20 protein-coding genes are annotated in these 23190 nt (G+C 58.5%); 15 read left to right on the top strand and 5 right to left on the bottom strand.

All coding sequences use genetic code 11. The features are described 5' to 3' along the window. The first annotated feature begins 16 nt into the window (after window positions 1-16). Window positions 17-424: a DUF2000 domain-containing protein gene (locus ACYF6X_RS08160; protein ID WP_063989866.1), complete on the top strand. Its 408-nt coding sequence runs from the start codon at window positions 17-19 to the stop codon at window positions 422-424. A gap of 12 nt (window positions 425-436) precedes the next feature. Here ACYF6X_RS08160 and ACYF6X_RS08155 read toward each other — a convergent pair whose 3' ends face one another. Continuing rightward, on the bottom strand, window positions 437-1306 hold the full coding sequence (locus tag ACYF6X_RS08155; protein WP_130018303.1) for a LysR substrate-binding domain-containing protein: 870 nt from the start codon (window positions 1304-1306) through the stop codon (window positions 437-439). 181 nt (window positions 1307-1487) lie between these two features. Here ACYF6X_RS08155 and ACYF6X_RS08150 point away from each other — a divergent pair, with 181 nt between their 5' ends. The 5 genes from ACYF6X_RS08150 (at window position 1488) to ACYF6X_RS08130 (ending at window position 7044) form a co-directional block, all read left to right on the top strand. Further along, window positions 1488-2660, top strand: coding sequence for an MFS transporter (locus ACYF6X_RS08150; protein WP_242512564.1), 1173 nt, complete (start codon window positions 1488-1490; stop codon window positions 2658-2660). A gap of 17 nt (window positions 2661-2677) precedes the next feature. After that, window positions 2678-3721: an NAD(P)/FAD-dependent oxidoreductase gene (locus ACYF6X_RS08145; protein ID WP_308316746.1), complete on the top strand. Its 1044-nt coding sequence runs from the start codon at window positions 2678-2680 to the stop codon at window positions 3719-3721. Between the two features lie 235 nt (window positions 3722-3956). Beyond that, window positions 3957-4274: a cupin domain-containing protein gene (locus ACYF6X_RS08140; RefSeq protein WP_038871643.1), complete on the top strand. Its 318-nt coding sequence runs from the start codon at window positions 3957-3959 to the stop codon at window positions 4272-4274. Between the two features lie 356 nt (window positions 4275-4630). Then, the gene (locus tag ACYF6X_RS08135) at window positions 4631-5422 is read left to right on the top strand and encodes an AraC family transcriptional regulator (RefSeq protein WP_063989869.1); all 792 of its coding nucleotides are present in this window, start codon (window positions 4631-4633) and stop codon (window positions 5420-5422) included. An 86-nt stretch (window positions 5423-5508) separates the two neighbouring features. After that, entirely contained in the window at window positions 5509-7044 is a 1536-nt protein-coding gene (locus ACYF6X_RS08130) for a phospholipase D family protein (RefSeq protein ID WP_130018305.1), read from the top strand. A 136-nt stretch (window positions 7045-7180) separates the two neighbouring features. Here the strand turns inward: ACYF6X_RS08130 and ACYF6X_RS08125 are convergent, their stop codons facing one another. Both ACYF6X_RS08125 and ACYF6X_RS08120 read right to left on the bottom strand, forming a co-directional pair. Beyond that, complete coding sequence (locus ACYF6X_RS08125) at window positions 7181-8566, bottom strand: MmgE/PrpD family protein (protein ID WP_130018306.1); 1386 nt, start codon at window positions 8564-8566, stop codon at window positions 7181-7183. Between the two features lie 2 nt (window positions 8567-8568). After that, window positions 8569-10119, bottom strand: coding sequence for an MFS transporter (locus ACYF6X_RS08120; protein WP_130018307.1), 1551 nt, complete (start codon window positions 10117-10119; stop codon window positions 8569-8571). Between the two features lie 117 nt (window positions 10120-10236). On the opposite strand from ACYF6X_RS08120, the gene ACYF6X_RS08115 reads away from it, so the two are divergent. Beyond that, window positions 10237-10896 (top strand): TetR/AcrR family transcriptional regulator, encoded by a 660-nt coding sequence (locus ACYF6X_RS08115; RefSeq protein ID WP_233221850.1) that lies wholly within the window; start codon window positions 10237-10239, stop codon window positions 10894-10896. Between the two features lie 4 nt (window positions 10897-10900). Here the strand turns inward: ACYF6X_RS08115 and ACYF6X_RS08110 are convergent, their stop codons facing one another. Next, the gene (locus tag ACYF6X_RS08110; protein ID WP_254623418.1) at window positions 10901-12016 is read right to left on the bottom strand and encodes an ABC transporter substrate-binding protein; all 1116 of its coding nucleotides are present in this window, start codon (window positions 12014-12016) and stop codon (window positions 10901-10903) included. A gap of 23 nt (window positions 12017-12039) precedes the next feature. Continuing rightward, window positions 12040-14181: a TonB-dependent siderophore receptor gene (locus ACYF6X_RS08105; protein ID WP_197815891.1), complete on the bottom strand. Its 2142-nt coding sequence runs from the start codon at window positions 14179-14181 to the stop codon at window positions 12040-12042. 136 nt (window positions 14182-14317) lie between these two features. On the opposite strand from ACYF6X_RS08105, the gene ACYF6X_RS08100 reads away from it, so the two are divergent. The 8 genes from ACYF6X_RS08100 to ACYF6X_RS08065 all read left to right on the top strand — a co-directional run bounded on the left by ACYF6X_RS08100 (window position 14318) and on the right by ACYF6X_RS08065 (window position 23176). Then, entirely contained in the window at window positions 14318-14542 is a 225-nt protein-coding gene (locus ACYF6X_RS08100; protein ID WP_063989876.1) for a hypothetical protein, read from the top strand. A 300-nt stretch (window positions 14543-14842) separates the two neighbouring features. Next, a complete protein-coding gene (locus ACYF6X_RS08095) occupies window positions 14843-16447 on the top strand; it encodes an AMP-binding protein (protein WP_130018309.1) in 1605 nt (534 codons plus the stop codon). Further along, entirely contained in the window at window positions 16444-17172 is a 729-nt protein-coding gene (locus ACYF6X_RS08090; protein ID WP_130018310.1) for a thioesterase II family protein, read from the top strand. The genes ACYF6X_RS08095 and ACYF6X_RS08090 overlap by 4 nt, the downstream gene beginning before the upstream one ends. Before the next feature lie 42 nt (window positions 17173-17214). Then, window positions 17215-18243: a pyridoxal-phosphate dependent enzyme gene (locus tag ACYF6X_RS08085; protein WP_130018311.1), complete on the top strand. Its 1029-nt coding sequence runs from the start codon at window positions 17215-17217 to the stop codon at window positions 18241-18243. A 22-nt stretch (window positions 18244-18265) separates the two neighbouring features. Continuing rightward, window positions 18266-18823 (top strand): allene oxide cyclase barrel-like domain-containing protein, encoded by a 558-nt coding sequence (locus tag ACYF6X_RS08080; RefSeq protein ID WP_063989880.1) that lies wholly within the window; start codon window positions 18266-18268, stop codon window positions 18821-18823. Between the two features lie 40 nt (window positions 18824-18863). Continuing rightward, entirely contained in the window at window positions 18864-19565 is a 702-nt protein-coding gene (locus ACYF6X_RS08075) for an FAD-dependent oxidoreductase (protein ID WP_460925441.1), read from the top strand. Beyond that, entirely contained in the window at window positions 19492-22122 is a 2631-nt protein-coding gene (locus tag ACYF6X_RS08070) for a type I polyketide synthase (RefSeq protein ID WP_406880019.1), read from the top strand. Before ACYF6X_RS08075 ends, ACYF6X_RS08070 begins: the two co-directional genes overlap by 74 nt. A 16-nt stretch (window positions 22123-22138) precedes the next feature. After that, window positions 22139-23176, top strand: coding sequence for a Glu/Leu/Phe/Val dehydrogenase dimerization domain-containing protein (locus ACYF6X_RS08065; RefSeq protein ID WP_063989883.1), 1038 nt, complete (start codon window positions 22139-22141; stop codon window positions 23174-23176). Window positions 23177-23190 lie beyond the last annotated feature (14 nt).

Here is a 23190-nt window from a genome sequence, read left to right as displayed (position 1 = left end):
CGGAGTAGAGCGGAAGATGTTTGAGACTAAAATAGCGTTTATCGTGCGTGACGATCTGCAGGCCTGGCAGCGGCTGAACGTGGTGGCTTTTCTGGCGACGGGGATCGCCGCCGCGGCCCCGGAGATCATCGGCGAGTGTTACGTGGATGCGCAGGGCAGACGCTACGGCGGCATTTCCGGGCAGCCGATGCTGATTTTCGCCGCGGATTTACCGAGCCTGCAAAATGTGCATCGTAAAGGGCTGGAGCGGGAATTGACGCTGATCCCCTATGTGCACGCCATGTTCGCGACCGGGCACGATGAAGCCAACCGGCAGGTTTTTCTCGCTGAAGATGCGGACAATCTGGATTTGGTCGGTCTGGCTCTACGCGGGCCGAAGAAAGCGGTGGATAAGGCGATAAAAGGCCTGGCGCTCCACGGCTAACCCTATCGGGACCTAAGCCTGGAACGCCTGCAGCCAGTCGGCGAATGTTCTCACGACCTCATCGTCCCGATCGCGCAACAGCAGGGAGTAAACGCCGGTTCGGATAGTCAACGCCGGGAAAGGCGACACCAGCCGGCCGGACGACAGATGTTTGGCGCAGAACAGGTAAGGCACGACGGCCAGCCCCAGGCCGTCCTCGGCCGCCTGAATGGCGGCAAAGGTATGGTCGAGCGTGAGCGGCGGCGGCGAGGCGTCCAGCGCCGTCGGGTAGGTGTTCAGCCAGCTGTGCCATAAATCCTCACGGGCGCGGATGCGGATGGCGGTATGCCCAGCCAGCATGCCGGGCGCACTGACCGGCATGGCGCGCAAATAACTCTGGCTGCAGACCAACAGGCTCTCTTCCTGCAGAAAAGGGAGCGCTTTCAGCCCGGAGAAGTGCGCAGGATCGCGCCGAATCGCCAGATCAAACGGCGTATTGCGATCGACGGCCCCTGTGCTGGTGGTGATATCAATCGCGACCTCCGGATGAATCTCATTGAACGCCGCCAGCTTCGGCATCAGCCAGTGCATGGTGAACGTCGGCAGGCTGTGCACCACCAGCCGCTGCCGGCCCGCGCTCGCTTTCAGTGCACTTTCCGCGGCATACAGTTCGCTTATCACCCGGGACGCGGTGCGGGAAAAGTTCTCGCCGGCCTGCGTCAGCCGCACGGACTTGTGTCCGCGATAAAACAGTGTGATCCCCAGCTGTTCTTCCAGGCTGCGAATGTGGCGGCTGACCGCGCCGGTGGTGAGAAACAGCTCATCCGCAGCGGCACTGAAGCTGCCAAGGCGGGCGGCGGCTTCGAAAGCGGACAGGTGCGGCAGGGAGTGAATTTTTTTCATAGGTTGAGTCTAGCTCAACCAAATGAGCGAGGAAAGATCGTTTGTCAGCCGTTGATTTTTCTCACTATTATCACGCATCTTTCCCGGTTTGCCGAGTGTGTCATGCAGCGATTTTCCCCGTCTGTCGCCCGTGTTAGTCGAGTCATCCTCACCCCGCGATGGGCAGGGAGGCAGCGCTGAGATGCGTGCTTTCTTTCTGCTTTGCGTGAGCCGGGCCGGCCTCTGCCTGGGCACCATGATGTTCGCCGGTGCACTGCCGACCATCAGAAGCGAGTGGCTGCTCGACGCCGCCTCCGCCGGTACGGTGCAAACGGTGTTCAGCCTGACCAACGCCTTGGCGCTGCTGGTGGCCTCCTGGTGGTGTGATTCATTGGGCGCGCGCCGGGTTTATCTGCTGTTTTCCTGGCTGGGCGCCGCTGCGCTGATGCTGTTCGCCGTGTTTGCCCATTCTTATGTCGGCGCGCTGGTGTTGATGGCCTTCGTCGGCCTGACGCAGGGGGGCGCCTATACGCCGGCGCTGCTGTTGGCGATGGGGATGAACGGCCCGGCCCGGCGCGGTTACGCCATTGGCATGATGCTAGCGGCCAGTTCGTTGGGGTATTTTCTGTCGGTTTTCATCGCCGGGTGGAGCGCCATGCGATGGGGCGCCGGCGTGGCGTTTTTCCTGTGTGCAGCTGGCGCGTTGCTGGGGGCGCTGGCGGGTTCGTTGGCCCTGATCGGTTATCAGGAACCGCAGCTGCGCACGCTGGGGAGGCAGACGAAACGTGAAAACCATGCTATCACCTATGCAACCTTGCTGTTGCTGATCGGGTATATCGCCCACAGCTGGGAGCTGCTCGGCAACTGGGCCTGGGCGCCCAGCCTGGTCAGCGAGGCATTGAGCGGTTTCTCTCTGGATCCGCTGAGCGCCGGATTGATCGTCGCGGCGGTGATCCACCTGGCCGGCATGGCTGCCACGCTGATTGTCGGCACCGTTTCCGACTATTTCAATCGCGCATCGGTGCTGATGTTTATGGGCGCCGCCGGCGCGCTGGGATCGCTGCTGATGGGGTGGTCGGCGAACTGGGGGCCGGGCTGGACGCTGCTGGCCGTCAGCATCGGCAGTTTCTTTATTCTCGGCGACTCCGGCGTGCTGTCGGCCGCGATGGCGGACAATGTGCCGCCGCAACAGCTCGGTAGCGTGATGGGCTGGCGATCGTTACTGGGGTTTGGCATTGGTTCGTTCGCTCCTTTATCCTTTGGCGTCGTGATGGACACCACCCAGAGCTGGGGGGCGTCTTATGCCGTGTTGGCCGGCGGCGGTGGGGTAGCCTGTCTGGCGGCAGGGCTGTTTTGGCGACAATACCTGAAATGAGGCACGGGCATCATTAAATGAATGGAACAACATCACGCATTGTTATCGTTGGCGCCGGGATTGTCGGGGCATCGATCGCCTATCATCTGGCGCGTCAGGGGCAGCACGTTATCGTCGTTGAGCAAGCGTATCCTGCGGCGGGGGCCACGGGCAGATCGTTCGGCTGGATCAGCGAAGGCGTGCCGGAGGGCGCTCCCGACGAATTTCTGCGGCGCGAGATCGTGGCCGACTGGAGGCGCCTCGCGCAGGAGATCCCAGCTCTTTGGGTGAATTGGTCCGGCGCGCTCAGCTATGGTCAGGCGCCGGCGACGCAAAACCCCGACAATCGGCTTTTGCCCTCCGCCGAGATGAACGCGCTGGAACCGGAGCTCAGGCAGCCCGATAGCCAAGCCTATTTTGCGGCGCGTGACGGCGCCGTCGATCCGCAAGAAGTGACACAGCGGTTGCTCGAGTGCGTGAGCGCGTGGGGAGGGGAGTTGCTCCTGGGGCGAATCGTCACCGGATTTTTGCGTGAAGAGGGGCAGATAACCGGCATCGTTACCGAGGAAGGCGCGATCGCCGCCGAACGGGTGGTGCTCGCCTGCGGCACGGGAATCTCCGCGCTGCTGGACGGCAGCGGATTCACGCTGCCGATCGAGGCGTCGCCGGCCATTTTGTTGCGCTATCACGCGGCAACGCAGGCGGTGAACACGCTGATCGCGGGCGATGACGTTGAAGTGCGCCATGCGCAAAACGGCGATCTGCTGGCGGCGGAGGATCACCCTGCACACGGCGATGTCAAACGGGTGGAAAGCGATGCGCAATCGGCGATTGAAGGGCGCCTGCCAGGCGCGGCGCCTTTGCAACTGCAGGCGTGTTCGGTGGGGATGCGCCCCCGGCCGCGCGACGGTTATCCCATCATCGGAGCGCTGGGCGCTACTCGGCTCTATGTGGCGGTGATGCATCCGGCGGTGATGTGTGCGCCGACGCTTGGCCGGCTGGTCAGCGACGAGCTGCTGTATGGCGCCAATCCCGCCATTCCACACGCTTATCGCCCCGCGCGATTTGACGACGGGAAGTGAATATACGCTCAACCTGGCAGCGGTTTTTTGCGCCGTCGGCGAGGCTCTTATATATTTAGTAGCATGCCTGAGGCAGGTTAGGCATGAAACGGCGGTCGGTCGGGCCGCTGCAAGTACGACAGTTAATCCGTTCGCCAAGAGGCTGCGAGCCTGTGCTTTCGGTAGGGACAGCCGCCAACCGTTTTACGGCGACCGAAGGCGGAGCAGCTACTCACAGGTCACGAGGACACTTACCATGCATAAGAGAACACTGGCGTCACTGCATTACGAAAACATGCCTTACGATGGGGTACGTTTTCACATTTTGAAACGGGAGACGCCTGGCCATACGGCGTTGCTGAAGTTGGATGCGGGCAGCCGCCAACCGGCGCGTTTTCATCCGGGGTGGGTGAAACTGATGGTGCTGAGCGGTGAACTGAAGGTTGACGATCAGACGTTGCAACCCCATGAGATGTTAATCATTCCTGCCAATACCGCCTATACGGTACAGGCCATTACTGAAGTGATTTGTCTGGCGATTTCCGAACTGGACGGCGCCGAGTTGGCCCGTTGAGGTGATAACACTAATGGATAGAGGAGAGCCTAGGTGCTCTCCCTATCCCTGCAACATTAAGCCGCCCCCAGGCTGAGCTACCTGCTGATTGATGCGTATACCTCCTGACTTATGCTACCACGCTTTCCCTTTCCATCACTTTCGGCCACGCCGCCCCCGCAACGAGCCGCCATCGCGCAGCGCATGCGCAATGTCATCGCCTTTGTTTTACGCAGAACGATGAAATTTTGGTGTAAATAGTGAGTTTCTTCGCATAAGGCCCCTGGTGTGGCTTGCGAGAACGTCACTATATGGAGGATCATGCGGCCTCTCTATCAAATAAAAGACATTCGCGTTATCAAAAGGGACAAACGACCATGGGATTCGAAGTCGACAACGCCGAAACGAAACGCATCGACCTCAGTAGCCACGAAAACTCCTCGTTCGAGGTGACGGGGCTGGTGAAACACTATCCGGCGGGCTTTGTCATTCCTTACCACTCGCATAAACGCTGCCATTTGCTCTATTCGCAGCAGGGCGTTATGGCGGTCGAGGCGAGCAGCGGGCGCTGGATCGTGCCGCCCACCACCGCGGTCTGGCTGCGGCCGGGGGTAGAACATCAGATCGTTATGCAGAGCAACATTTGCGTTTACGGGATTTTGGTCGACGAAATCACCGCCGCGCGTTTGCCGCTGCGCGACGGCGTATTGCAGGTCTCACCGCTGCTGCGAGAACTGATCGCGCAGTTGGCGACGCTGGCGCCCGAAGGGGCGGAGACCAAACGGCACGCGCTGCTCAGAGCGCTGTTCCTCGAGGAGCTGAGCCTGCAGCCGCAGCTGGCGTTGCATCTCCCCTGGCCGGCAGAGGCGAGAATGGCCGAGATTTGCCGGCAGTTGGTCATCACGCCGGCCGACGATCGCGGCATTGAGGCCTGGGCCGATTCACTGTCGATCAGCGTAAAGACCTTTCAACGCCATTTCAGCCAACAAACCGGCATCACCTTCGGCCAGTGGAAACAGCGCCTGCGGCTGCTGTCGTCCATTCCGCTGCTGCTGGCCGGCCACTCGATCATCCACGCCGCCTTCGAAAGCGGTTACGAGAGCCACAGCGCCTATTCGGTGGCGTTCAAAAAACTGTTTGGCGTTTCGCCTTCGCGCTTTACGCTATAGCCTTATGGCAGAGCGCGTTTCTCCTATAGATTGAAGCAACCTAATGACGTATAAAGCAAAGCAGTCAACCTCCGAGGCCGCTTCCCGTGATAAAAATTGTCGTGTATCTGATTCTCGCCGTGACGATCGCCATTATTGCGGCAAGAGTCCTCTTTCGTTTGCCGGATATCTCCCAGCGTCTGCCGCAGGCGGCGTTGCCGGCGGATCCTGCCGCCCAATTGCCGGCACGGGCCGCCGAACTGATGGCGGCGCACCCAGGCCTGAGCGGCGTGGTGCCGCTGGCTAGCGGACACGATGCGTTCGCCAGCCGCCTGGCGTTGGCGCGGATGGCGGAAAGGTCGATCGACGCCCAGTACTACATCTGGCATAACGACACCTCCGGGCAGATCCTGCTGAAAACCCTGTATGACGCCGCCCAACGCGGCGTGCGCGTGCGGCTGTTGCTGGACGATAACGGCGTCGCCATGGACGAAACCCTGGCGGCGCTGAACGCCCAGGAAAACGTCGAGATCCGCCTGTTCAACCCATCGACCGTGCGCACGCCGAAGCTGGCCGGCTACGCCTTTGACTTTATGCGCATGAATCGGCGCATGCATAACAAGTCTTACATCGTCGACGGCGCCGTGGCGATCATCGGCGGCCGCAACATCGGCGACGAGTATTTCCAGGTCGGCGACGAAAACTATTTCCTCGATCTCGACGTGCTGAGCGTCGGCAGCGTAGTGGCAGAAACGGCCGAGGTCTTCGATCGCTACTGGAACAGCGCGTCGGTGTTCGGCGTTGAGCAGATTATCCGAGGCAAAGGCAATCTTTCCGCCTTCCTGGCGCAGGCCACCGCCACCGAAAGCAGCGATCGGGCTCGCAAACTGGCGGTGCAGCTGGAAACCAGCGCGGTGCGCTTTCGCGATGGCGTCGTGCAGCCGGAGTTCACCCAGGTAGAGCTGGTGGCCGACGATCCGGCGAAAGGGTTGGGCAACGCTTCGCGCGATCGTTTGATGGTGACGCAGCTCGGCAAGATCATCGGCGGCGTCAGCCGACAACTGGATCTGGTCTCCGCCTATTTCGTGCCGGGCCGGGAAGGGGCGAGCTTCTTTGAATCGCTTGCCAAACAGGGGAAATCCATTCGCGTGCTGACCAACGCGATGAACACCACCGACGTGCTGGTGGTACATGCGGGCTACGCCAAATACCGGCGTGAGCTGCTGCAGGCCGGCGTCGAGCTGTTCGAGCTGAAGCTGCGCGCCGGTCAACCGACCGGGCGCAAGGAACTCAAGCCGCTGGGGCTGTCCGGCGCGGCGCTGCACGCGAAAACCTTCGCCATCGACGATAAGCGGGTATTTATCGGTTCGTTCAATTTCGATCCGCGTTCGGCGCACCTGAACTGCGAAATGGGCTTCTTGATCGACAGCCCGACGCTGGCGGCCGACACCCGCCAACTGTTTGATGGCCCGCTGGAATACGCCGCCTATCGGCCGGTATTGACGCCCGAGGGCAAAATGGTCTGGAACGAAGCCTTCGAAGACGGCCATACCGAGGTGCATCAGCAGGAGCCCGGCGCCGGCTGGGTAAAACGCATCGTTCTTACCGTGGCCGGCTGGCTGCCTATCGAGTGGATGCTGTAAGGCCGGCGAATGCCACCGCCACTCGATAACCCAAACGTGGCGAAAGTGATCGCCACGCTCGTAGAGATTTACACGCCGAAGTGACAGGGCGCACCCCGCCGCGTTAACTCCGGCGATCTGCGCTTGCTAAGCCTGACTAGCGTCCCTCCTGAGTTGCGGCCAACAAGGCTTGTAACGAGGGCGCTTCGACCAGATTCTCGATACAGGCCATCAGCCGTCGCGCGTTATGCTTTAATCCATGATTCGGCGACTGCTCACAGCAGAGAAGAAATTTATCCCGAATATCCTGCATATCCGCCGGGTTCTCCGGCCAGCCGCGGCCGAACTCGGCTTCGAGCCGCAGCGTATCGCCTTGTTCGGGCGTGATATGAAGTTCGAAGCGGTCAAACCGTTCGAAGCCGTGTTGTTCATGGACCTCGATACGCTGCGCTAGCGCAACGACCGCAGGTTCTGTCGCGAAGGCCGCACTGAATTCGAGAGCGCTGGCTTGGCCGCGCAGCAGCGCGTTAGCGATGATGTAACGCGCGCTGAATTGCGCATCGATTTCGGCCGTTTTCTGCGGCTCGTAAGGTGCACCGCACACCATGCGCATGGTCGGTGACGCGTGCAGCGTGATCTTCGCTCGTTCGGGATCGGGCAATTGCCGGTGTGGCCCGTCGTTCAAGAGCGTTTCTGTCAAAGCCAGCAGAATGCTGCAATGTGGGTATAGCTTGAAGCAGGTCGCTTCTTCCCCCAGAAAGGCAATGCCCAGTTGGTGGGTCAGCATCCCCAGATCGGGTTCGCCCGGCGCATAGAGATTGAAAAAACCGTTCTCGCCGCTCAGGACGCGTTTGGGGCCGCTTATCCCCGCCTGAGCCATCAAGACGGCTTCCAGCGCATGGCGCGCCACCAATCCCTGGCTGATGCGCACCGCCAGCGTCTTGTCCTGATAGTGTTGGAAGGTGCCGATGCCGAAATCGAACGCCAGACCGATGGCGTCGGCGAAAGCTTGCTGATCCAGGCGCAGCAAGCGGGCGGCGATCGCTGCGCCTGAAAACAGGCCAAGGATATTCGAGTCGAATCCGCGGTAGAAAAAGCCGTTCGCCTGCGCGGCAAGGTTGATGCGTTGGGCGAAGTCCTGGCCGACGGCCAATGCCGCCAACATATCCAATCCGGAAGCACCCGACAGCTCCGCCGCCGCCAGCGCGACTGGAATATCCGAAGAGCTGGGATGCCAGCCGGGGGAGAGAACGTCGCAGTAGTCGAGCGCACGAGCTCGCACGGCGTTGACGAACGCCGCCTGCGGCGCGGCGAGGCGTTCTTCACTGCCGATAATGCTGGCCTCGGCGTTGCCGCTCCAGCGTCTGGCCAGCGAGAGCGCCGCATCAACGCCACTTTGGTCATAGCCTGCGGCGAGACAGCCAAGATTATCCATCAGTCGTTTGCATTGGAATGCCAGGACAGCGGGGGGAACCATGCATGCATCTATCTGTGAAGCGAAAGCGATCAATTCCTCGATCGGGTCGACCGATAATTTTGTCATGTTTATTCCTCGTTCAGTCGTTCAGCGGACTTGCTCAGCAGGGCGTTTTCAGCCTGCGGATGCAGACGGAAACGCGGATGCAGCATGATCAGCAGCCACACGGTCATCGCGATGCTGAGCAATCCGGCCCAAAACATGGCGATCCCGAAACCGTCGGCGAAGGCGCTGTGCGTCAGATCTTGCAGGCGATTCGCGCCCAGCGTGTCCACGGCCGTCTGCTGTTGCTCTATCACCGCTACCCGGGCGATTTCGGCGGCCTGTTCCACCCCCTGCGTGTGCAACGCCGCTGTCAACGTCGTGACCGCTTGCATGCTCATCAATGTGCCCAGCAGCGCGATGCCCAGCGTCATGCCGGTTTGTCGCAGCGCGTTCATCGTTGCCGATGCCATCCCAGAGCGCTGCGGCGCGACGGTGCGCATCACCAGCGCGCTGGTCGCCGGCATCGACAACCCCATGCCGAAGCCGAGTAGTGCCAAATACAGCGCCATCAGGGGGTAAGACGAGCTGGCGTGCAGCTGCGTCAGTAACAGCAGGGCAATGCCCATCAGACCATAGCCGGCGATCATCAGCGAGTTCACACTCAGTTTGGCGGACAGGCGGCCAAAACCCGAAGCGGCCAGCGCCATGGCGAGAAACTCCGGTGCCATGCGCCAACCGGTGTCGGCGGGGCTCCAACCCTGAGCCTGTTGCAGAAACAGCGAGACGAAGAAGACGCTGCTGTAAGCGGAGAAGCCAAGCACGAAAGAGGCGAAGTTGTAGCCGGTAAAGTCGGCGTGACGAAACAGACTCAGCTGCAGCAAGGGGCGTTTGACCCGGGTTTCCACCCATAGAAACAGCGCAAACAGCACCAGGGCGGCGTACAGCGGAAGGCGCGACTGCACGCTGTGCCAGCCGAACTCGCCGGCGGCAATCAGCCCATAGGTCAGCGCGCCGAGCCACAAGATGCTCAGCCCTTGCCCTAGCGGATCGAGCGCAGCGTGTTCCGGATGCGAGCTCTCTCTCAATCCCCAACCGCCCAATACCAGTGCGACGATCCCGACCGGAATGTTGATCCAGAAAATGCCCGGCCAACCGGTGGTGTGTACCAGCAGGCCGCCCAAAACCGGGCCGATCACCAACGAAAGCGCATTGACCGAGGACCAAATGCCGATCGCGCGGGTCCGCAGCTGTTCTTCCGGAAACGCGTGGGTCAGCAGGGACAGCGCACCCGGGATGACGGCTGCACCGGCGATACCCTGGATCACGCGACCGGTCAGCAGCATGCCGAGGTTGGTCGCGAATGCGCAAACGATCGAACCAACGGTAAACAGGGCGACGCCGAAGAGCCAAATGCGTTTACGGCCAAACCTGTCGCCCAGCGGGCCGGACGAAAGGATCAACGCGGAGAGGCATAGGGCATAAGCGTCAACGACCCACTGCAAGCCCGACATGTCGGTTTGCAGTGATTCCAGCATCGTGGGCAGCGCCACATTGACGATGCTGATATCGAGCGACGCCATAAATGTACCCAGACAGATGGCGGCAACGAGCGAAATCCTGCGCATACCGGACATAAAGGGGCTCCTTATTGAGAGAAGGTGATAGTGAAAACTATTCTCACCTTATATTATGACTGACCGTCGGTCAATGGAGTGTGAATATTGATTTCACTGCGCTAGGTCGGCTGGTCAATGGCAACAACATTGGTTACGATGGCCGCTGGATCCACACTGGACGTTGATATGAAGACAAAAGAAAAGATGAAAGAAACACAGCCTCGAACCAAACCGGCAGAAGTGCGCCTGGATGAATTGATGGATGCGGCGCAGAAGCTGTTTATCGAAAAAGGATTTGAAGCGACCACCATCAGCGATATTGTCCGTGACGCCAACGTCGCCAAAGGAACGTTCTACCACTATTTTCCGTCCAAAAACGAAATGTTGTCCGCTTTACGTATACGGTTCACCAATCACTTTATCGAGAAAATTCAGCTGGCTATCGATGAATGTGCGCAAGATGACTGGTTGGCGCGCCTGAGAGCCTGGTGTGATGCCGGCGTGGCGACCTATTTTGAAGGTATGGAATTGCACGATGCGCTGTATCACGATCATCATTATCATACCCGGGGCAATCAGGATCGTGATGCCGTGCTGGAACAGATCCTGACGATTTTAAACGATGGCGCCGCGGCGGGCGCCTGGAGTCTGAATAATCCGCACTTGACCGCCATCCTGATGTATCACGGCATGCACGGCGCCGTGGATGACGTCATGGTCAACCCCAACGCCGACCGCCAAGGACTGGGGGCGGCGCTGGCGCAGGAGTTCATGCGTTTGCTGGGATGCCGCTGATCGTTCACGGCTCCGCATCGAGCGATACCCAGTAACCGGGCTGATACGGAATGGGAAGAAAACGCGCGAAAAGCTCCGCAAAGGTCACTTCGGGATCGACGCCGGCGAACAGCGACGGATGGAACCAGGTGGCCAGTCGCTCGATAGCGACGAAATTAAAGGGATGATCGTAAAACGGGTGCCAGATGGCATACGCTTTTCCGCTCTTTGCCGCGGCCAGGGTGCGATAAGCCGGGCGTCGCATCAATTTTTCCAACTGCGTTTTTGCCAGCGCCAAATCTGCGCCGGGGCCAAGGTTGACCCAGTCACCTCCAGGTGAATAATGACTCCAGTTGCTGCCGGTCACGACGATTTTATCGGGCCGGGAAGCGATCACCGTTTCCTGGCTTAGTGAACCGTAAACGCCGTGGATATGCCTCTGGGCCAGGTTGAATCCACCTGCGATATTCACCATTTCACCGTAGTTGCCATTTCCCCAAGACAGACAACAATCGTCGTACAACCCGGCGGCGCGCTCCATCATTACGCGTGGGCGCGGCGGAGCCCGTTTCGCCAGCGTATCGAGGATCGTATCGAGATGTCGCTGACGGAAGCGAATCAAGCTGTCTGCGCTTTGTGGATTATCAAACAGCTGGCCCATGATGGCGATGCTTCTGGCGCTGTTGTTCATCAGGCCGATGCTCATATCGACAAATACCACGGGGATATTCGCCGCCGTGAGCTTAGCCATCAAACCGCTCGCTTCCAGCGCCGAGCGAGTATTCGCATTGAGCAACATGACTTCGGGCCGCAAGGCGATCAGCCTTTCCAGATCGAATTGCATCTGCTGCACTCCGGCAAAGGTCGGCAACTGCGCCAGCTCCGGAAAATGACGCAGATACAGCCGATAGCTATCCAGGTCGGCGGTGCGAAAATTGTCTCGCCAGCCTACCAATCTTTCCATCGGCGCGCGGGGATTAAGCGCCGCGACGGTATAAAACAGATTGCCTTCCGCCAGGAAAATACGCCGCAGGGGATAACGTAAGGTCACCGTCCGCCCGACGATATCGGTCACGGCCTGCGTATCGGCCTGCGCGCGCAGAGATCGCAACGGCGAGGAAAGCGCCAGCAAAGTGGCCACCTGCAGAAAACGCCGTCTGCGCATCAGAAATACCAACTTATCGAACCGGTGACGCTGCGTTCGATGCCGATGCTGCAGTAAGGCGCGCTGGTGCAACTGGCGACATAAGATTTGTTGGTCAGGTTGTTGATGGTCAACCCCAATTCGAGGTTATACAGGCGCGGATCCCAGGCACCCGGCGTATAGCGAACGGTCATATCGCCGAGCCAAACGGCAGGCACTTTGAATGTGTTGGCGCCATCTCCCCAACTGGCCCCCAGGTAGCGAGCGCCGCCGCCGATCAGCAGCCCCTGCAGCGGCCCTTTAGTAAAGCGATAGTCCAGCCACATCGAGCCGGTTTGCGCCGGAACACCGACCGGGTGTCGCCCCTGGGTGTTATCGTTGGCTTGAGTCACGACGTTGTTGACCCAGGCATAGGCCAGCATCAGGTTAAGGCTATCGGTCAGCGCCGTACGCGATTCCAGCTCCACGCCGCGAGAACGTACTTCGCCAGTCTGGGTGTAATAGCTGGGATTGAGGGGATCGATGGTGTTCACATCGCGCTGCGTCAGTTGGTAAACCGCCAGGCTGGTCATCATTGCGCTGCCGGGCGGCTGCAGTTTCAAACCCATCTCATACTGAGTGGAATGGGTGGGTTTGAACGGCGAGCCCTGAGCGTCAGTGCCGGTCAGCGGATCGAAGGCGGTAGAGACGCTGGCCCACGGCGCCAGGCCGCTGTCGAACGGGTGGCTCAATCCGGCACGATAGCTCCAGGCGGCGTCATTGGTTTGCGTTTGGGTATGGGCCAGATTGTCACCGGTACGCATACGCGACCAGTCATGACGGCCGCCCAACAGCAAATGCCATCCGCGCCAGCTGGCTTCGTCCTGCCCGTATAAGCCGGTGCGGTGGAAACGTTGCGTTGTCGACGTGCGTGAAACCGCAACAGGATCGAATGAAGGGCGGTACTGACCGGACCAGGGATCGAACGTCACGGTCTGCGATCCCCACCAGTCTTTATCCAGTTTACCGGTCTGGTAGTCGATGCCGGCCAACCCTTGGTGGGCGATGGCGCCGGTAGCGAATTTCACCTCGGCCTGGTTATCCATCACAAGGCTGTCCGCCTGACTCGGGGAATCTTGGTAGACCGCCGTCAAAAGGCGGTTGTCCGGCGTGATGGCGCGGGTAAAATCGCGCCGCACCGCAGAGTCTACATGGGAATAGCGCAGGTTTTGTTTTAATCGCCAGCGATCGTTCAACTGCACTTCAAACAGTGAGGTCACATCATATTGCGTGCGGCTTGAGTTCTCGTGCGCCGGATCGCTGTAATTTTTATCGGTATCTATCTTGCCGCGCGCATTGGGCAACAGCCCCAGAACCTGGGCGGGCAGGGTGTTGTAATAGCCCGACTCGGGTTCACGCAGATAGTGAGTTAGCACGGTCCAACGCATGCGTTCGTTGGGCTGCCAGGTGATGGCAGGTGCCAGATAGAGACGCTTCTGCCGGGTATCTTCTATCTGCGAGCCACGCGTGGCCGCCAGGCCATCGAAACGATACAACCACTGTTCGTCATCGGTCAGTGCGCCGGTGGCATCGAGACTGAGGGAACGCGTACGGTCGTTGCCGACATCCAATTTAAGCTGATTCGACTCGGTAGCGGAAGGCCGTCGGGAAATCATATTGATTACGCCTCCGGCACCGCCCTGGCCGTATAACGAGGAGGAGGGGCCATGCAAGACTTCGACGCTTTGCAACCCCCAGGTTTCAATCTGTGGCCCCCAAATGCCGGTATTGCCGATGACGCGTAAACCATCCAGATAGTAGTCCGCCTCAAAGCCGCGCATTCTGGCGAAGTCCACGCCGCTGGAAAATGCACCGAAGCGTTCTACGGCAACGCCGGCGCTGTAGCGCAGCGCCTGGCTGACCGTATCGGCTGATTGCACGTCCATTTGCTGTCGATTGACCACCGAGACGAATTGCGGCACGTCGACCAGCGGTGAACGGGTTTTGGTTGCCACCTCCGCTTGTTGGGCCGCGTAGCCCTGTGGAACGTTGCCCGAGGACGAACCGTCAGCGACCACCCATATCGACTCTTCGCCTGCCGCCAGAGTCAGGCAAGGCACCATGCCCAAAAAAAACGGGCAAAGATAAGCGTGTCGCAAATGAAATCCGTTGAATTTATTCAAAAATAATCCCTCTTCAAGTAAGCGTCTCGCTGTGGGGCGGGAGCCTGGCCATCTCAGGCAAGCGTTAAAATACCCATTGACCGACTGACGGTCAATATGAATAATTATCAATACCATTTAACGATTGGATAACATTATGAAGACTCTGGATGATTTATTGGCGCTGTTAGCGGAGGTGGGCGTACCTGAAGACGTACTGCAAGCGGCGGATGGCAGCTGGCAACTGCGCCAGGATTTAGCGCTCAGTTCGGCGGAAACCGTGGCGTTGCAAGCTCTGTTGAAGGCCCGCTGCGTCGATGCGCCCTCGCTGTGGGGAGGGCAAGACTATTCATTAGATCAGCTTATTTCTGAAATATCATAAGCAACTATGAAAAAGACATTTTTTATAACCTTATGTTTAAAAACAAATTTACGACAGAATGGTCCGTATGAAACATAAGATATACAAATAATTAACCCCAAAGTAATTGACTGACGGTCGGTCGTAGTGTTTGATGGCGACCAGAAAATGAAGTGTTTTTGAGTCCATTTTGCTGTTCATTGTGAGCCAATACAGAAGTGACGGCGCCGCCTGACCGAGGTGCCGAAAGCTGTTTGTTTAACGAATTGTGATTGAGAAAGATAACAGTCAAACAGTGAGTTAACTCATTATGGAGTCGCTATGGTTAGTGTTGGGGATTCAATCAATCAACGTTTATTAAAGGCCCTTCAACAACATGGACAGCGCCCGGCGCTTTTTGAACGCGGGGAGGTTTACAGTTACGACTGGCTGAACGGCGCGGTCGCTTCAGCCGCCTTGAAATTGCGCCAATTAGGCGTGCAGAAAGGCGATCGGATCGCGTATCAATTGCGCAATACCCGTGAAGCGGTTGTCGTCATGCTATCTTCGTTGATGCTCGGCGCGATCCCGGTGCCGATATTACCTTCTTATCGTGAGAAAGAGCTGAGGCACATTCTGCATCTGACCGCGCCGAAAGTATTCGCCTTGCAGCGCGGTTCCCGCCGCTATAACCCACTTGCCGCTCTGCAGACGCTGTTGACGGAAGGTCTCAATATCGATGTGATACTGGTCGAAGATTACGATGACGCCGGGCACGATACTCGCTACCTGAACCTGCAACATTTCTGTTCACCCCTGATGCCTTCGCCGCCACTTCACGCCGTCATCATGACCCCGTCGGATACCGCCGTCATGTTGCTTTCGAGTGGCACCACCGGTTTGCCCAAGGCGATCGCACGCAAGAATGGCGGTTACAGCTATATGATTGAATGCGGCTGTGACGTGTTTGCTCTGGACAGCCAGTCGGTCTATTTCGCTGCGATGCCGGTTTCACATGGATTCGTCATCAATTGTCCCGGCATACTTGGTACGCTTTCTCGCGGCGGCGCTGTGGCGCTCGCCGATGCGCCCTCGGCGGAAACGGCGTTGGACGTGATCGAGCGATGCGGCGTAACGCATACCACGCTGGTGCCTGCTCTACTGTCGCAATGGAGCGAACTGCAGCAAAAAACGCCGCGCAACCTGACAACGTTGTGGCATGTCCAGGTGGGTGGGGCCAGAGTGACGCCAGAGCTGGCGGCCTCCTCGTCCCGCAGTCTCGGCATTACCCTGCAGCAATGTTATGGCATGAGCGAAGGGCTGTTGTGTTTTAACGCGGTTGACGACGACGATGCGGTGCGGTTCAGCTCTCAGGGCCGGCCTTTGAGCCCCTATGATGAAGTACTAATCGTCGATGAAAATGGCTGTTCTTTGCCCGTGGGTAAATCAGGTGAACTGATCACCCGTGGCCCTTATACGCTCACCGAATACTACCAAAATCCCCAGGCGAACCTTGCCGCGTTTACCGCTGACGGCTTCTACCGCACCGGCGATCTGGCGCACGTCGATGCCGCAGGCAATATTTTCATCGATGGGCGCGTCAACGATTCGATTAACCGTGGGGGAGAAAAATTCAGTCCGAACGAGATAGAAGAACTGGCAGAACAACATCCTGCCGTGGTGCGAGCCGCTTGCGTGGGCATGGCGGACGATCTGTACGGTGAGGTGCCGTGTCTGTTTGTCACCAGTACGGATGACACGCTGACCCTCAGCGCATTGCGCCGTTTCTTTGAGAAAGAAGGGCTGGCGGCGTTCAAGGCACCGGAAAAATTGATCGTCATCGACGCCATTCCCATGAAAGGCATCGGCAAGATAGATCGCCTGACGCTGCGCGATTTGCTGCGCCAGGAGCCGTCCGTCAGAAACACGGCGGGGTTGAACTCATGACGCAATTGCGCACTTCTCTCGGCTGCGCGGTGAGACTCAGCCGCCCGCGCAGTTCGCCGGTCACCAAACAATTGGTGGTCTTTCCGCATGCCGGCGGCGGCGTAGCGTTCTACCAGCACTGGCGCGAGCTGCTGCCGGACGAGGTGGATCTGTTCATCATGCAATATCCCGGCCGGGAAGAAGCGCAAGACGCGCCGGCCTGGGAAACGGCCCAGCACGCCATTGCGCGCTGCGTCGATGCGCTGCATGCCTCGCTGGGCATCGCGCCGGCGGTGATTTTCGGTCACAGCATGGGTTCGCTGCTTGCCCTGCAGGTTGCCGCGGCGCTGCAAACGTCGCGCTTTCGCATCGACACCGTTTTGTCGGCCCAGCGCGCGCCGTCAGAACTGAAATTACTCCGGCAGGAAAGCCAGCGGCAAGAAGTGTTGGACCACATCCTGGCATTCAGTGAAAGCAGCGGCGCGTTGACGCTGGATGAGCTCACTCGCCCGCTTGTCACCCGATTGATACAGCAAGACCTACGGCTGTTGGGTGAACTCAGCGCAGAACCGTTGCCCGGCCTGCAGCCGCGCATTTTGGGCGGCAACAACGACCCTTTGGTTAGCCGCTCCGCGCTGTCGCAGTGGAAAGAAGAACTCCCCGGCAGCCAGGTTCAACTCCTGACGGGCGATCACTTTTATTTCATGCAGGATACCGCTGCATTTCTCCGCCGGCTGCTTCAGTAACGCTGGCTTATTTGTCAACGTATGGCTTTAAAGGAACCTCTGATGAATTTTGAGCTGTTTAACCCACAGGATAGCGCACCGGATACGGAGAAAGCCTTTACTCTGTTCCCCCAGTTGAAAAAATTCTATGCGGCGTTAGGCAACACCCCGCTGGTTGAAGTGCCCTCGCCAAAGGGGAAGGCGTCGATTTACGCCAAGTTCGAGTTTGAAAATCCGTTTGGCTCGGTGAAGGATCGCACTGCGTTCGGCCTGTTTTGCGATGCTATCAATCAACACGATTTCGCCGCCGGTGAATTAAAATTGCTCGATTCCTCGGGGGGCAATATGGCGAAAGCGCTGGCTAAGCTCGGCAACCTGTGCGGGATAGCGGTGCAAGTTGTGATCCCGGATTCATCACCGCAACCGTTGATCGACACGCTGAAGGGGGACAACGCCGTCGTTACCTTGGTCGATCGCAATCAGTTCCTGCTCGGCGTCATTGCGCGCAGCCAGCAGATTGCGCATGAAGATGGGAGTTGGACGCTGTTATCCCAGCATCTCAACCTGGTTAACACCGCCGTACATCAGCATGCGACGGGCGCAGAGATCCGGCGGCAGCTGAACGGCGAGCGTGTCGATGGTTGGGTTTCCGCGGTCGGTACTGGTGGCACACTGTCTGGCGTCGCGGCGGCGCTACGTCAGGATAACCCACAGCTGATCGTGTGGGGCAGCACGCCGCGCGAACTGCCTTACGGTACGTTGTCCGCCCCGAATGGAGAACCGAAATTCGCCGGCGCCGGTGGACTGGGTTTCGGTTTCCGTCAGCCTTTCATCAGTAAGCTGATGCCGCAAGAGCCACCTTTCAATCCGGTTTCTTATCGGGAAGCACTCAGTGCGATGCATGAGTTCCATCAACTAACCGGTGTCAAAATCGGTGCCTCTTCCGCCGCCAACTGGAAAACGGCCTGTAAGCTGGCTGAAACGTTGAGCGCAGATCAACGCATTGTCACGCTCTTTGCCGACGCGGGTTCCGATATCGACCGAGAAAAAGGGCGCGAGTGGTTTAAACAATCTGAAGCATTAACCGTTTAACAACGTTTGAAAGGAATGTTTTATGGAAATTATACAGGGCAATAATAATGTATTGGCTGAGTTGATTACGCTTGGCGATTATGTTCGCGAATTAATCAGTTCCGGCAAAGACACTGCGGAAATTGAACGTGTTCTGGCATCGAAAGACGGCTATAAAAATGTCACGATCCTTTCCGTTATAGAAATGGCCAATATTACCTTCAAAGCGAAAACGAATAATGCGCCTAACGTGGGTGATGCCAATTCACATACTGACCTGCTGGTGGATCAGCAAGGGCATGATATCGGCACGATGAAGGGCCAGGGGTGGAAAATCGCGTCACTGCCTGACGACAGCGTGATTTCCTGGTATCACGAAACCGCTGAAACGCCACTGGGACGGATCGAAACCGCCGGCATTTGGAACTCCAGCGCCATTTGGGCAGGACAATGGCAATCGCTGTTCGCCGCCGGCGTTAGCGGGGATGTCATGGGGAAAATCGGCGTTCGTCAGCTTTATCAGGATATTCCGCGAGAAAAATATCTGACGCTGATCGTTCTGTTGCCGTTGGATCAGATTAAAAGCTTGATTAAAAAATAATTCTACTAAACACACACAATATCCATTGCGAGGGATAGGTATGCGCACGTCAGTACACTGGGATGTCATTATTATCGGTGCCGGCCCCATAGGGCTGGCCGCCGCGTGGAATTATGCGCGTGAACATCAGGATCATAAAATTTTGGTGCTGGAGCAATATGCGCTATTTACGCAATTAGCGGGTACCAGCGGGGAGGAGCGCCATTGGCGTTTGCAATATTCGGAACTGGAAATCTTCCGCCTTACCCTGGAAGCCGACAAATTATGGCGGCAATTGGAACAACAGGCGGACAGAAAACTGATCCACCGCATTGGCAGCCTGTGGTTCGGCGATGCGGATGTCTGGACCAATGAGGGGCAGATCCGTCAAACCATGCTGTCGATGGATGAGATGAGGTTGCCTTATGAACGTCTGACGATGCGCGAAATCGAACGGCGCTACGGTTTTACCGGGCTGGACAGCAACTATGAAGGGTTCTTGCAGCAAGACGGCGGGGTAATCGACGTTAAAGGTACCCTGACGTCGCTTTACTCTCTGGCTAGCGAGGCCGGCGTGGAATTCCAGTTCCAGCAATGCGTGAAGGCCGTGGAACCGGGCACCGGTGGCCGGCGACATATCCCGCTTCGACGCGGGATTCTTCGGCCTGAGTGCGCGCGAAGCGCTGCTGATGGATCCCCAGCAACGGCTCTTTTTAGAGTGCGCCTGGCACGCTCTGGAAAACGCCGGGGTAACGCCGGGTGAGCTTGACGATACGGGCTTGTTTGCCGGCTGTAGCAGTTCCGATTATTTGCGTCAGGCACAGGGCTCTGCGTTGCTCGACAAACTCAACCCTTCGCCGTTCGAACGGCAAATCGCGAGCGACAAAGATTACCTCACCAGCCGAGTGGCCTGGCACCTGGGCATCGGGGGGCCGGTGTGTAATGTACAGGCCGCTTGTGCCACTTCGCTGGTGGCGGTTTACGAAGCGGTTCAAGCGTTGCGCAGTGGCCGTTGCAATATGGCTATGGCCGGCGCTTGTACCCTCAGGCTCCCGCAACATGAAGGATATTTCGCGCAGCAAGGCATGGTGTTTTCCACCGATGGGCACTGTCGACCGTTTTCTGCAGATGCCAGCGGCACGGTGTTCGGCAGCGGCGTCGGCATTGTCGTGCTGAAACGGCTGTCTGACGCACAGGCGGCCGGCGACGACATCATTGCGGTGATCAAAGGCGTAGCGATGAACAATGACGGCGCGCGCAAAGTCAGTTTTACCACCACCAGTTTGCACGGCCAGCAACGCCTGCTGCGCCAAGCTATGGACGATGCCCGCCTGGCACCGGAAGATTTTCGTGCCATCGAAGCGCACGGCACGGGAACGTTGGCCGGGGATCCCATCGAATTTGAGGCGCTGAACGGCGTTTTCCGCGAGCGGACGACGCACCGGGCTTTCTGCGCCATCGGTGCAGTCAAGGCCAACGTCGGGCACCTGGAAACCTGCGCCGGCATGGCGGGACTGATCAAGGCCGCGCTGCAAATCAAACACGGTTGGCTCACGCCGCAGATCAACTTTGGCTCGCCGAATCCGGAAATGGCATTGGCGGAAAGCCCGTTTGAGTTTCTGTGCTCCGCTCAACGTTGGGATCGTGACGATCCACGCAACGCCATCGGCGTTAGCGCCTTCGGCATCGGCGGAACCAATGCGCATGTCGTGCTGGCAAGGCCGCCGAAAACGCCTCAAATGCGGGCGGCGATAGCGCCGTTGGCGACTGTCGTGCCGATCAGCGCGCAATCGGAGCAGGCCTGGCATCGCTTGGTCAAACGTTACCAACAGCGGCCATGCGGCGAGAACGACGAACGCCTGGCCTGGAGCGCACAAAGTGGAAGAAAGTCGCTGCGTTATCGCGGCACTCTGCATATCGGCGAGCAGGGCGTGTTGAGCATGAAAGAAAGCATGGTGGATACGGGAAAAGGGCGTTTGTCGGTAGTTTTCCAATTTCCCGGCCAGGGAAGCCAGTTTATCGGTATGGCCAGCGAACTGATGACGCAGGATGCGATATTCAAAACGCTGATGAATGACAAGCTGCAGATATTGCAAACACAGGCTGCACTGGATCTCTCCCCGTTGTTTACCGGCCAGGCGGCCCCCGAAACAATTAACAACACGGCCTTGACGCAGCCGGCCCTGATCGCCGTCGAGATCGCCGTGGCCGAACTGTTGAAACATTACGGCGTCGAGCCGGATTGGGTCGTGGGGCACAGTTTGGGTGAGATTGCCGCCGCCTGGGCTGCCGGTGTGTTCTCGGCGCAAGACGCGTTGGTGTTCGCCGCCCGGCGCGGGCATCTGATGGCCGGGCTGCAGCCTGGTGCGATGCTGGCGGTAGAACTGAGCGCTCAGCAAGCCCAACCCTGGCTTGGCGATCGGCTGTCTCTGGCGGCGGAAAACAGTGAGAACGGCTGCGTGCTTTCAGGCCCGGCGGAGGCGATTCGCGCCTGCGAAGGACAGATGCGGGACAGGGGAGTACGTTGCAAGGTGCTGAGCGTTTCGCACGCGTTCCACTCGGCGTTGATGGATCCCATTCTTGATGAACTGGCCAGCATTGCGCCGCCGCCGCGTGAATCGACGTCGAGGGTCCGCTACGTCTCCGCATTGCTGGCGACCGAAGTCGCTCCCGCAGCGCTCGATGCCCGCTATTGGTCGCGCCATGCCCGTGAACCGGTGGATTATCACCGCGCCTTGCAACACCTACCGCGGCGCGGAAAAACGCTTTTCATAGAGGTAGGGCCGGGATCGACACTCACTGCGCTGGTCGCGCAGCTAAAATCCGCCGGCACCGTAACGGCGGTGCGCACCTTGCCTCGCCGCGACGAAGCCCAGAGCGAAACCGCCGTGTGGATCCAGGCGCTGCAAAAAATCTGGCGTGCCAGCGTCAACGTTAACTGGCGCCGCCTGTGGCAACAGCCTCCTTCCCGCATTGCATTGCCAATGTATCCCTTCGATCCGGCGCAATGGTGGTTGGGCGAGCGAGATATGCAGGGGCCGGAAGCCGGACGAACATCGACGACAGCGGATAAACCCGATCCGCAGATGGCGCGCATCTGGCGCATTTGGGGCGACGTGACCGGCGTGAACCCTGATTCCAACCACTGCGACTTTTTTGACGCCGGCGGGCAATCGCTGATGGCATTGCGGCTGATGGCCTTGTTGGAACAAGAGTTTGGCCGGTCGGTAGGCATGGCCGATTTCCTTAAGCGGCCAACGCCGTGGGGCATAAAACAACAGTTAGACCAGGCTGGAGCATTCGAGCAAGAATCCCATTAAAACAGGATGGCAAATTATGTCAGTTAACAATGAATTGCTGAATACGCACAACCAATATCAGGTAGAAACGATCGTAATCGACGACGAAACGTCATTCACCCTGGCTTACTCGTCGCAGATCAAGCTGCTGCCGGCCAATGGCGGGATCCGCTGGCGCAACTATGCGTCCCGTAAGCAGCAGGAAGAAGAGGCGATCATGCTGGCGCAGCGCATGTCGCTGAAGCATGGATTGTACAATACCGGTTTCAGCGGCGGAAAAATCGTGGTCAACAGCAAGCGTTCTCCCCAAGAGCAACCGGCGGTGCTTGAAGCGATCGGCGACCTGCTCAACCGTTATGGCGGCACCATGTTTACCGGATGCGATATCAATACTGGCAATCGAGAGATGGACTATTTGCGGCAGTTTACGCCATGGATCCTGAATGCCATGGACAGCCCGCAAGTCGACACGTCGGTGGCGACGGGCTACGGCGTCTGGAGCTCGATGAAAAAGGTGTTGACGCTGCGGCTCAATCATTTGCCGCGGGCCCGCATTGCTATTCACGGCATGGGTAAAGTCGGGGCGGAAGTGGCGAAACAAAGCCTGCTGTTCGGTTGCGAAGTGACGGCGTATGACATCAATCCTGCGGCGCAGTTCCCGCCTGGGGTCCGCCGCGTCAGTGAAGACGAACTCTGGGCGCAACCCAGCGAGGTGCTGTGCATTGCATCCTTGTCCAACATATTAAATGCGCAGAACGTTGAACAACTGAATACGCGTTGGGTGATTAGCAGCGCCAATTCGCCGTTCAGTACGCCGCAGGCAGAACAGCGGCTGCTGGCGCGCGGCATCCATTATCTGCCGGACTATGTCAGTAATGCCGGCGCGGTGATCTGCGACAGCATCGAAATGGCGTTCACCGACCGGTATAACCAAATGAATCAGGAACAGGTCAATGCCTATGTGCATTCCGTGATTGGCGCCAAGACTGAGGAGTTGCTGCAGCGTGCTCAACTGCTCAATTGCGATGTCGGGCAATTGTTGCAACCGATAAAATCCGCCGCCATGGTGGCGTAACAATGGGCCGGGAA

The organism is Serratia sp. ID 25-353 (genome assembly GCF_054792795.1).
The sequence above is the reverse complement of the archived record's forward strand: the minus strand, read 5'-3'. Positions and strand labels throughout refer to the sequence as shown.